The sequence below is a fragment of the Streptococcus sp. ACS2 genome (assembly GCF_000525585.1).
Classification (GTDB): domain Bacteria; phylum Bacillota; class Bacilli; order Lactobacillales; family Streptococcaceae; genus Streptococcus.
On record NZ_JALT01000009.1, the window covers coordinates 191,549 to 202,559 of the forward strand.

An 11,011-nucleotide genomic window follows, 5' to 3' on the forward strand; every position below is an offset into this window, starting at 1 on the left:
AAAACATGTTAATAATCAATGAGGAGTTGCTTGCGATTGATCAAGCTATAGAGTATCTTGTTTCGTATTTTCTAAAGCTACCTGAGGTAGAAAATTACCGTTTAAAACGCCAGAAATTCGAAAATGATAGAGAACTTCAAGAGCAACTCTTTGCATTTCAAAAATTAAAGGATAGCTATGATACTGCTAAGGCGTATGAGGCTTTTAGACCAGATGTGAGAGAGTTGAAACGTCAGGTTTTGCGAATGAAGCGTCAAATTGATTTAAACGAGGTGGTTATTGGCTATCGTCAGGCAGAGTTCGATTTACAGACTATTTTAGCCAATCTTGGTGAGGAGATTGCCCAAGCTGTTTCAAATCAGATTTTTATTGATACTGGGCTACCTCTTGCCCCTCATAAACCACATCATAAAAAGGGAGACACTAACATAAAGGAGAAGATGAGTCATGATTAAGCGTCAAGGCATTATTGTTTATTTATACTACAATAGAGACTTACGTAAAATTGCCAAGTTTGGGGATGTTGTCTACCATTCTTTTAAGATGCGCTATGTGCACCTTTATGTAGATGAGGACAAGGTCGAGGATATTTTGAAAGAGCTCGATGGAATGAAAGCAGTGAAAAAAGTTCTGCCTTCTTACTATTCTGATATTGATATGGACTTTGTAGGTAGTCTGGAACGTTACGACACCTCAGTCCCTGAACCGTTTAAGAACTTTTCTCTTTAATAAGAGAAAAGTTTTTTTCTTTTTAAAGAGTTATTCTTAAAGTAATGGAAACGATTACTGTCGCTAAAGCTTAGTTATGTGTAGTTGACAATTGTCTGATAATTCTGTAAGCTATAAGATGAACTTTTTTAAGAAAATATTAAGGAGAAATCTTATGTCTAAAAAGATCACACTTATTGTGTTAGCCTTTTTTGCTTCCATTTTCTTGGTTGCCTGTGGCAAGTCACCAGATGTGACTGCTAATGCCAATGGTACTAAGATTGGCGATACAATCAAAATTGGTGTTAACATGGAGTTGACAGGTGCCGTTGCAGCCTATGGTAAGGCGGAGCAGAATGGTATTAAGTTGGCTGTTGACGAAATTAACAAAGCTGGTGGCGTCGATGGCAAAAAGCTTGAGCTTGTCACAAAAGATAATAAATCTGAAAATGCTGAAGCTTCAACATCTTCAACGAACTTGGCTATTCAGAGTAATGTAAATGCTATCGTTGGTCCAGCGACATCAGGTGCTGTTGCTGCGGCTAGCCTCGTATCACAAAAAACAGGGGTTCCTTTGCTGACACCTTCAGGTACGCAGGACGACCTTACGGTAGATGCTAAAGGTACGAAGAAATTCGTTTTCCGTACAACCTTCAAGGATAGTTACCAAGGTAAAGTTTTGGCAGCTTATTCTTACAATAATTTGAATGCTAAGAAAGTAGTTCTCTACTATGATAATGCTTCAGATTATGCCAAAGGTATTGCGGATGAATTCAAGCGTGAGTATAAAGGTCAAATCGTTACTGAAGCTACCTTTGCTTCAGGGGACAAGGATTATCAGTCAGCCTTGACTAAATTTAAAGACCTTGATTATGATGCTATTGTAATGCCTGGTTACTATACTGAGACTGGTATTATTACAAAACAAGCACGTGACCTTGGAATTGATAAACCAATCCTTGGACCTGACGGATTCAGTGATGCGAAATTTACTGAGCTTGCAGGTAAAAAGAATGCTTCAAACGTCTACTATGTATCAGGATATTCAACAAATGTTGCTCTTTCTGACAAGGCATCAGGATTCATCGAAGCATATAAGAAAGCCTACAACACTGACCCGAATATGTTTGCTGCTCTAGCTTACGATTCTGTTTATATGATTGCAGAAGCATCAAAAGATGCGAAAACATCGGTTGATATTGCTGATAACTTAGCACAATTGAAAAACTTTGTCGGGGTTACAGGTAAAATGACGATTGATAAGGATCATAACCCTATTAAAGCAGCTCTTATGGTTAAAAGAGATAATGGTGAAGAGGTTTCAGCGGAAGCCGTTGAAATTGAAAAATAATCTGTTATCTATACTAAAAATGAACTAGAAAGTTTGGTTAAATATGTTTTTTGAACAACTTCCCCAACAACTAGTCAATGGTATCATCTTGGGTAGTATCTATGCCTTACTTGCCCTTGGATATACCATGGTTTATGGGATTATCAAATTGATTAACTTTGCCCATGGAGACATCTATATGATGGGTGCCTTCGTTGGTTACTATGCGATTAATAGCCTCGGAATGAATTTCTGGGTTGCCCTTGTCTTTGCTATGCTTGTCTGTGCGATTTTAGGGGTTGTCATTGAGTTCTTGGCTTATCGCCCACTCCGTAATTCGACACGTATTTCTGCCTTGATTACGGCTATCGGTGTCTCATTCTTCCTTGAGTACATCATGGTTCTCTTTGTAGGTGCAGATACACGTTCATTCCCTCAAAAGATTGCAATTAAGACTTATCATCTTGGATCAATCTCTGTAACAAATGTGCAATTGCTTATCTTGGTAGTTGCCCTTGTCCTTATGGTTGCTCTTCAATTGATTGTTAAAAAGACTAAGATGGGTAAAGCTATGCGTGCCGTATCTGTAGACAGTGATGCAGCAGAATTGATGGGTATTAATGTTAATAACACTATCAGCTTCACTTTTGCTCTTGGATCATCACTAGCAGGGGCAGCGGGTGTCCTTATTGGTCTTTACTATAACTCTATCGAACCTCTTATGGGTATGACACCAGGTATTAAAGCCTTTGTTGCTGCCGTTCTTGGTGGTATCGGTATTATCCCTGGTGCAGCACTTGGTGGATTTGTTATCGGTATTTTGGAGACATTATCAACTGCAATTGGTTTGTCAAGTTACCGTGATGCCATCGTTTATGGTGTCTTGATCGTTATCCTTTTGGTTCGCCCAGCGGGTATCCTCGGTAAAAATGTGAAAGAGAAGGTGTAAGACATGAAGAAAAATCTAAAAGTAAACCTTATTTGGTTTGGTCTTATCATTGGGCTCTTCCTTATCTTGAAAGGTCTTGAACTTTCAGGTATCATGAACCTTTACTACATCCAAATCTTAATGGGGATTGGAATCTCAATTCTTATGGGGCTTGGTACTAACCTGGTTCTTGGTTTCTCAGGGCAATTTACACTTGGACAAGCTGGTTTCATGGCAATTGGTGCCTATTCATCAGCTATCATCACTGGTATGATGCCAACATATGACGGTTTCTACCTCTCAATGGTTGTCGGTGTCATCATCGCAGCTATTGTTGCCCTTATCTTTGGTCTACCTACCCTTCGTTTGAAAGGGGACTACCTTGCCATTGCAACTCTTGGTATGGCTGAAATCATCCGTATCATTATCGTTAATGGTGGAGAATTGACTAATGGTGCCGCTGGTTTGACAGGTATCCTTCCTTATACAAGTTGGCCTGTAATTTATTTCTTTGTCGTTATCATTACAATTTTGGTACTTAACTTCTTGCGTTCAGCAACTGGACGTCAAGCAATCACTCTTCGTGAAGATGAAATTGCTGCTGAGTCAATGGGTGTTAATGTCACAAAAATGAAGGTTCTTATCTTTGTTATTGGTGCCATGATTTCAGCGATTGCTGGTTCACTTTATGTCAGCTACATCGGTACAGTTGTGCCAAAAGATTTCACTATCATGAAATCAATTGATTACCTTATCATTGCCGTTCTTGGTGGTCTTGGATCTATCACAGGTACTATCATTGCCGCTGTTGTTCTTGGTATTATCAACATGTTCCTCCAAAACGTTTCAAACCTTCGTATGATTATTTACGCCTTGGCTTTGATTCTTGTAATGCTCTTCCGTCCAGGTGGACTTCTTGGAACAAAAGAACTCTATCTCTCAAAATTCTTCAATAAATCTAAGGAGGGCAAATAAAAATGGCACTTCTTGAAGTTAAAAATCTAACTAAAAACTTCGGTGGTTTGACTGCCGTTGGTGATGTTTCAATGGAACTCAATGAAGGTGAGTTGGTTGGGCTTATCGGACCAAACGGTGCTGGTAAAACAACCTTGTTCAACCTTTTGACAGGTGTCTATGAGCCAAGTGAAGGAACGGTTACACTTGATGGTACAGTCCTAAATGGTAAGGCACCGTATAAAATCGCTTCACTCGGTTTGTCACGTACTTTCCAAAATATCCGTCTTTTCAAAGACATGACTGTGCTTGAAAATGTTCTTGTTGGTTTGTCAAATAAGCAACCTTCAAATTTCTTTGCATCTCTTTTGCGTTTGCCTAAGTACTATTCAAGTGAAGAAAGGTTAAAAGCAAAAGCTATGAAACTCTTGGCTATCTTCAACTTGGATGGAGAGGCAGATACGCTTGCGAAAAACTTGGCTTACGGACAACAACGTCATTTGGAAATTGTTCGTGCACTTGCAACAGAACCAAAAATTCTTTTCCTTGATGAACCAGCTGCGGGTATGAACCCACAAGAAACAGCTGAATTGACTGCTCATATTCGTCAAATTCAAAAAGACTTTGGTATTACAATCATCTTGATTGAACATGATATGAGTTTGGTCATGGATGTTACTGAGCGTATCTATGTTTTGGAATACGGACGCTTGATTGCAGAAGGAACACCTGATGAAATTAAGAATAACAAACGCGTTATTGAAGCTTACTTGGGAGGTGAAGCATAATGGCTATGTTGAAAGTTGAAAATCTCTCAATTAAATATGGATCTATTGAAGCTGTTAAAAACGTCAGCTTTGAAGTTAATGAAGGTGAAGTTGTAACTCTAATCGGTGCTAACGGTGCAGGTAAGACATCAATTCTTCGTACAATCTCAGGTCTTGTTCGTCCAACTGAGGGAACCATTTCTTATCTCGGAAATGATATTCATAAAACACCTGCACGTAAGATTGTTGCTGAAGGTTTAGCTCAAGTACCTGAGGGACGTCATGTATTTGCAGGATTAACCGTAATGGAAAATCTTGAAATGGGAGCTTTCCTTCATACAAATAAAGAAGAGAACACAGCTCTCTTGAAAAAAGTCTTCCAACGTTTCCCACGCCTAGAAGAACGTAAGAATCAAGATGCAGCGACACTTTCTGGTGGTGAGCAACAAATGCTTGCAATGGGCCGTGCCCTTATGAGTCGTCCAAAACTTTTGCTTTTGGATGAGCCTTCAATGGGACTTGCTCCAATCTTTATTCAGGAAATTTTTGATATTATCGAAGATATTAAGGCACAAGGGACTACCGTTCTTTTGATCGAGCAAAATGCCAATAAGGCTTTGTCAATTGCAGACCGTGGTTACGTTCTTGAAACTGGTAAAGTGGTTCTTTCAGGTACTGGTGAAGAACTTCTTGCATCAGATGAAGTTCGTAAAGCCTATCTTGGAGGATAAGAAAAAGCGCCCGAGGGCGTTTTTCTATCGTCTTATACTGATTGTAAAATACTAATTTTTCAGTAAAATATTGCAATCGGTTACAATTAGTGTGGTATAATACAAGTAAGAAATCATTCGGAGGAAAATGAAACATGGCAGTAAAAGATTTTATGACGAAACGTGTGGTTTATGTCTCACCAGAAACAACAGTTGCAGCAGCTGCAGATATTATGCGTGATAAAGGGTTGCGCCGTTTGCCGGTAATTGAACACGATAAACTTGTTGGGCTTATTACAGAAGGTACAATGGCAGAGGCTTCACCATCAAAAGCAACAAGCTTGTCAATTTATGAAATGAACTATCTCCTTAATAAGACAAAGGTAGGAGATATCATGATTAAGAATGTCCTTACAGTTTCCAAATATGCTAGCCTTGAGGATGCAATCTATATCATGCTTCAAAATAAAGTTGGAGTTCTTCCGGTTGTGGACAATGACCAAATTTCAGGAATTATCACAGATAAAGATGTCTTTCGTGCTTTCTTGGAAATTTCTGGTTATGGTCAAGCGGGAATTCGTATTGGGCTGGAAGTTCCAGATACTCCACGTGTTTTGGAAAAAATTGCGAATCTTATCGCTAGTGAGAATCTCAACATCGAACGTACAATTGTTGCACCTAAAAATGACACCGTACTTCGTGTCGAACTCCAAGTTGAAGGAGAGATTGGAATTGAACAACTCAAGAAAGTTTTTGTGGAAGCAGGATTTACAGTTACTGAAATTGTAGAGACAGAAGCAAAAGAGTTAGACTAATAAAGAAGATAAAACAAATTCTTTAGACTTCAGTTATCCTAAAAAATAGAAAGTTTGTAGGAACAGTTCAGTGGAAATGAGATTATAATCCTTGCTTTTTCTAGTAATTAATGAACTACAGGCTTAAATTTTATACAATAAAAAAGAGGCTAGAACATTATGTTCCAGCTTCTTTTTTATTAGTCTTGAAAATCGTAAAGTGTTGTAGAGAGGTAGCGTTCACCGTTGTCAGGCAAGAGTGTCAAGACTTTTTTGCCTTCGCCAAGCTCAGCAGCAACCTTAAGGGCGGCAGCAATAGCAGCACCTGATGAGATACCAGCTAGGAAACCTTCTTGTCTACCCAATGTACGTGATGTAGCGATAGCTTCATCAGAAGGAATACGCACAACACTGTCATATGATTTTGTATCTAATGTGTCAGGAATGAAACCAGTTGAGATACCTTGGATTTTGTGTGGTCCTGGTTTATCACCATTCAAGACAGCAGATTCGTCAGCTTCAATACCGTAAACCTTGATATTTGGATTGGCAGCCTTAAGGGTTTTTGAAACACCTGAAATAGTACCACCAGTACCGATACCAGCAACAAAGGCATCCAAACCTTCTGCACCAAAATCTTCAAGAATTTCTTGACCAGTTGTAGCCGCGTGGACAGCTGGGTTTGATGGGTTGGCAAATTGAAGTGGTACCCAACCGTTGCGTTCAGCAGCAACTTCTTTAGCCTTAGCAATCGCACCCTTCATTCCTTCGCTACCAGGAGTCAATACAAGTTCAGCTCCATAAGCTTGGATGATTTTACGACGTTCAACACTCATTGTGTCAGGCATTACGATAACAACTTTATAGCCTTTAGCAGCACCAACCCAAGCGAGACCGATACCAGTGTTACCTGAAGTTGGTTCAACAATGGTATCACCAGGTTTAATCGTACCAGCTTTTTCAGCATCTTCAATCATTCGAAGAGCAATACGGTCTTTTACTGAAGAACCAGGGTTAAAGGCTTCGAGTTTAACGTAAACATCTGCTGATCCTTCTGGAACAATAGAGTTAAGTTTAATAACAGGTGTTTTTCCAACAAGTTCAGTGATTGAGTTGTAAATTGTCATATTTAAAATCCTCTTAATCTTTGATTGATGGTTTTAAGTATACGACGGTAGGCTCAACTTGTAAAATACATCTTCTTTATCACTGTGATAACGTTTGACTATCAGATAGAAATTTCAACGATTTTCTTTCCAGATTTTTCATAATTAACTTTCCCTTGATAGAACTCAGTCAGTTCCAGACCGAGTCTTTCAATCTCAGACTCTTCGACAAATAAAGTAGTAGAAACATCTGATAAGAAAGTTGTATCAAATTCTTGGAGTCCTTCTTTTTCAAGGAAGTTGGAGAAAACTTGGTACTGAGAGTAGGTTAACTCTACGGTTAGTCCTGTTAATTCCTTGACTTCGACTCGACCAATTTCTTCAATAGCATGGGCAACGCTACCAGAGTAAGCGCGGATAAGACCACCTGCCCCAAGTTTGATTCCTCCAAAATAACGAGTCACAACTGCTACGACATTAGTAAGTCCTTGTTTTTCTAGAACAGTAAGCATAGGCACACCAGCTGTTCCAGAAGGTTCGCCATCATCACTCGAACGCTTAATTTGACCATCATCTCCAACAATCATTGCAGAGCAAGAATGATTAGCCTTGTGATGTTCTTTCTTAATCTGAGCGATGTACTCTCTTCCTTCTTCTTCACTACTAATACGTTTCAAGTGACAAATAAAACGAGATTTTTTGATTTCTTCTTCAACGATTCCATCGTTGGCAATAGTTTTGTAATCCATAAAAAAATTTTATCATAAAAAGATGAATTCAAAAATATTTTCGAATAGAAAGATATGGTACCTAAAGAATATTATGGACGGCTATTTACGAAAGAACAGTTGCCAGTGGACTATCACTCAGAGGCATTTACATTAGAAAGCATGATAAAGGTCGATAAACAACTTAGATGTAAAAGATGTTACAGTCAGATAGAGGAAGATTGGCAATTACCGGAAGGTCAGTATTATTGCAGAGCATGTATTGTCTTTGGTAGAAATCAAGAAGGAAATGAACTCTATTATTTTCCTTCAAAAACATCTGAAATTGAATTTCCTGTTTTGAAGTGGTTGGGGGAACTGACTCCCTATCAAGCTGAGGTCTCAGAGAAGCTTTTAGAAACATATCAAAAACAGAAAGACAGCCTCGTACATGCTGTGACCGGTGCTGGTAAGACCGAGATGATTTATAAAATCGTTGCCTATGTTCTTGAAAGTAAAGGTAATGTAGCTATCGCAAGTCCTCGGGTTGATGTTTGTCGAGAGTTATTTCTTCGTATGCAGAGGGATTTTACTTGTAGTACTTCTCTGCTTCATGCTGAGAGTGAACCATATGATGGTAGTCCGCTTGTAATAGCTACCACCCATCAACTACTAAAGTTTTACCAGAACTTTGACCTAGTTATCGTTGATGAGGTTGATGCATTCCCTTTTGTAGGAAATGTCATGTTAAATCATGCTGTGGAGCAGGCAAAGAAGGAAACCGGTCGCTATATTTATTTAACAGCGACTTCTACATTATCTTTAGAGGAGCAAGTGCGACTTGGATCTTTAGAAAAGCATCACCTTGCTAGACGTTTCCATGGAAATCCTTTAGTACTTCCTAAATTCTTTTGGCAGGGAAGACTACAAAAATCTCTAATGAGAGGCAAGCTTCCAAGACCTCTTGTTTATCAGATTAAAAAGCAACGTAAATCCAAATTCCCTCTATTAATCTTTTTTCCAAATATAGCGATAGGTGAAAAGTTTACTAGCATTCTGCAAAAATATCTTCCAGACGAAAAAATGGCCTTTGTTTCATCAAAAAGCGAGGAGCGTTCAGCTACCGTAGAGCAGTTCCGGGAAAAAGAGTTATCCATCTTAGTGACAACAACTATCCTTGAACGTGGGGTAACCTTTCCACAAGTAGATGTTTTTGTTTGTATGGCAAATCATCACTTATACACTAGTTCGAGTCTTATTCAGATAGGAGGTCGAGTTGGAAGATCCCCAGATAGACCGACGGGAAAGCTTTATTTCTTTCATGAAGGACTATCCAAATCAATGCTTCGTTGTCGAGAAGAAATAAAGGTTATGAATAAAAAAGGAGGATTTAACAATGAAGTGTCTACTATGTAATGACTGGATTGAATCAGTGCCAAAATTAAGAGACCTGATTATGTTTAACCAAAGAGAAGAGTACTCCTGCGTATCTTGTAAAAATCAGTTTAAAAAACTTTCAAAAGAAAGATGTCAAAATTGTAATAAGGAGTTACATAGAGATACCTGTATTGATTGTAAACTTTGGATGAAAAAAGGCTATATTCCTAAGCACCTTGCCATTTATCGCTATGAAGAAAACATGAAAGATTATTTTAGCCGCTATAAATTTATGGGAGACTATTGTCTTAGAAAAACATTTCAAAAAGATATAAAAAATAATTTAAAACCATTTTTTAAAAAAGGTTATACCATAGTGCCGGTCCCATTGTCGGAAGAACGCTTGGTAGAAAGAGGATTCAACCAAGTTGAGGGATTAATAGAGGGAATTCCCTATCAGGATATCTTTGAGAAAAGAGATATTGAGAAGCAATCATCAAAAACACGCAAGGAGCGTTTAAGTCAAGATAATGCCTTCTGTCTCAAGAAAGGTATAGATGTACCAGATAAGATTATTATAGTGGATGATATCTATACAACAGGATCCACTTTATATCATATGGTTCAACTATTAGAAGCTATAGGTATTAAAGAAGTTTTGACCTTTTCACTAGCTAGATAATAAAAATCCTTGCAAATTTTCATGAAAAGGATATAATATAGATAAAGAAAACGCTAACAAGCGAGAAAGAGGTCTTTTATGATTAAATATAGTATCCGTGGCGAAAACATCGAAGTAACTGAAGCACTTCGTGACTATGTTGAAAGTAAACTTAGCAAAGTTGAAAAATACTTCAACGAAGACCAAGAATTGAACGCACGTGTAAATCTTAAGGTTTATCGCGAAAAGACAGCTAAAGTAGAGGTTACTATTCCAACAGGTTCTGTAACACTAAGAGCAGAAGATGTTTCGCAAGATATGTATGGTTCTATTGACCTGGTGGTGGATAAGATTGAAAGACAAATCCGTAAAAACAAAACAAAAATTGCACGTAAGCATCGCGAAAAAGTTCCAACAGGAGAAGTATTCTCAGCTGATTTTAATAACGAACAAGTTGAAGAAGCACCAACTGTTGAAGTTGTAAGAACTAAAAACATTGAGTTGAAACCAATGGATGTTGAAGAAGCCATCCTTCAAATGGAGTTGTTGGGTCATGACTTCTTTATCTATACCGATAGTGAAGATCATACAACTAACGTTCTCTATAAACGAGAAGACGGAAACTACGGTTTGATTGAAGCTAAATAATTAAAAAAGAAGGGAAGTAGGTTGAGAGACATGCTTCCTTTATTTTTTTTCAAAAAACCCTATTGACAAGTATTGATTTGGGTGATAAGATATAAAAGTTGTCTTAACTGACTTGCCACAAACTTGAAAAGGTTCCAAAACTTTAAAAAAAGTTATTGACAAGACAAGCTAGAGATGATATTATAAATAAGCTGTTTCGCGAGAGATAGCGGACACGAGAAGTAAAAAAACTTCAAAAAAGTGTTGACAAGGTATTCTAGATTTGCTAGAATATAGAAGTTGTCTTAAGAGAGACAAAGACCTTTGAGAACTGAATAAGAA

The 11,011-nt window shown here is 38.1% G+C and carries 13 protein-coding genes; 11 read left to right on the forward strand and 2 right to left on the reverse strand.

The genetic code is table 11. From position 1 onward, the window contains the following. Positions 1-5 precede the first annotated feature (5 nt). The 8 genes from HMPREF1517_RS01170 to HMPREF1517_RS01205 all read left to right on the forward strand — a co-directional run bounded on the left by HMPREF1517_RS01170 (position 6) and on the right by HMPREF1517_RS01205 (position 6,212). Entirely contained in the window at positions 6-455 is a 450-nt protein-coding gene (locus HMPREF1517_RS01170) for a YlbF family regulator (protein ID WP_037599044.1), read from the forward strand. Then, positions 448-729 (forward strand): DUF2129 domain-containing protein, encoded by a 282-nt coding sequence (locus HMPREF1517_RS01175; protein WP_037599045.1) that lies wholly within the window; start codon positions 448-450, stop codon positions 727-729. The genes HMPREF1517_RS01170 and HMPREF1517_RS01175 overlap by 8 nt, the downstream gene beginning before the upstream one ends. A gap of 154 nt (positions 730-883) precedes the next feature. Beyond that, positions 884-2,059, forward strand: coding sequence for an ABC transporter substrate-binding protein (locus HMPREF1517_RS01180; RefSeq protein ID WP_037599046.1), 1,176 nt, complete (start codon positions 884-886; stop codon positions 2,057-2,059). Positions 2,060-2,102: 43 nt separating this feature from the next. Next, the gene (locus tag HMPREF1517_RS01185; RefSeq protein WP_002883743.1) at positions 2,103-2,987 is read left to right on the forward strand and encodes a branched-chain amino acid ABC transporter permease; all 885 of its coding nucleotides are present in this window, start codon (positions 2,103-2,105) and stop codon (positions 2,985-2,987) included. A gap of 3 nt (positions 2,988-2,990) precedes the next feature. After that, the gene (locus HMPREF1517_RS01190; protein WP_002883720.1) at positions 2,991-3,941 is read left to right on the forward strand and encodes a branched-chain amino acid ABC transporter permease; all 951 of its coding nucleotides are present in this window, start codon (positions 2,991-2,993) and stop codon (positions 3,939-3,941) included. Positions 3,942-3,943: 2 nt separating this feature from the next. Further along, the gene (locus HMPREF1517_RS01195; protein WP_014633926.1) at positions 3,944-4,708 is read left to right on the forward strand and encodes an ABC transporter ATP-binding protein; all 765 of its coding nucleotides are present in this window, start codon (positions 3,944-3,946) and stop codon (positions 4,706-4,708) included. Continuing rightward, a complete protein-coding gene (locus tag HMPREF1517_RS01200; RefSeq protein WP_014633927.1) occupies positions 4,708-5,418 on the forward strand; it encodes an ABC transporter ATP-binding protein in 711 nt (236 codons plus the stop codon). The genes HMPREF1517_RS01195 and HMPREF1517_RS01200 overlap by 1 nt, the downstream gene beginning before the upstream one ends. Before the next feature lie 134 nt (positions 5,419-5,552). Next, entirely contained in the window at positions 5,553-6,212 is a 660-nt protein-coding gene (locus HMPREF1517_RS01205; RefSeq protein ID WP_002883751.1) for a CBS and ACT domain-containing protein, read from the forward strand. Between the two features lie 179 nt (positions 6,213-6,391). Here HMPREF1517_RS01205 and cysK read toward each other — a convergent pair whose 3' ends face one another. Both cysK and HMPREF1517_RS01215 read right to left on the reverse strand, forming a co-directional pair. Then, complete coding sequence (cysK, locus tag HMPREF1517_RS01210; RefSeq protein WP_037599047.1) at positions 6,392-7,318, reverse strand: cysteine synthase A; 927 nt, start codon at positions 7,316-7,318, stop codon at positions 6,392-6,394. Between the two features lie 101 nt (positions 7,319-7,419). Continuing rightward, a complete protein-coding gene (locus HMPREF1517_RS01215) occupies positions 7,420-8,046 on the reverse strand; it encodes a YigZ family protein (RefSeq protein ID WP_037599048.1) in 627 nt (208 codons plus the stop codon). A 54-nt stretch (positions 8,047-8,100) separates the two neighbouring features. Here HMPREF1517_RS01215 and HMPREF1517_RS01220 point away from each other — a divergent pair, with 54 nt between their 5' ends. The 3 genes from HMPREF1517_RS01220 to hpf all read left to right on the forward strand — a co-directional run bounded on the left by HMPREF1517_RS01220 (position 8,101) and on the right by hpf (position 10,690). Further along, entirely contained in the window at positions 8,101-9,420 is a 1,320-nt protein-coding gene (locus HMPREF1517_RS01220; protein ID WP_037599049.1) for a DEAD/DEAH box helicase, read from the forward strand. Beyond that, on the forward strand, positions 9,401-10,063 hold the full coding sequence (locus HMPREF1517_RS01225; RefSeq protein WP_037599050.1) for a ComF family protein: 663 nt from the start codon (positions 9,401-9,403) through the stop codon (positions 10,061-10,063). Before HMPREF1517_RS01220 ends, HMPREF1517_RS01225 begins: the two co-directional genes overlap by 20 nt. A 78-nt stretch (positions 10,064-10,141) precedes the next feature. Continuing rightward, positions 10,142-10,690: a ribosome hibernation-promoting factor, HPF/YfiA family gene (gene hpf / locus HMPREF1517_RS01230; protein WP_037599051.1), complete on the forward strand. Its 549-nt coding sequence runs from the start codon at positions 10,142-10,144 to the stop codon at positions 10,688-10,690. Positions 10,691-11,011 lie beyond the last annotated feature (321 nt).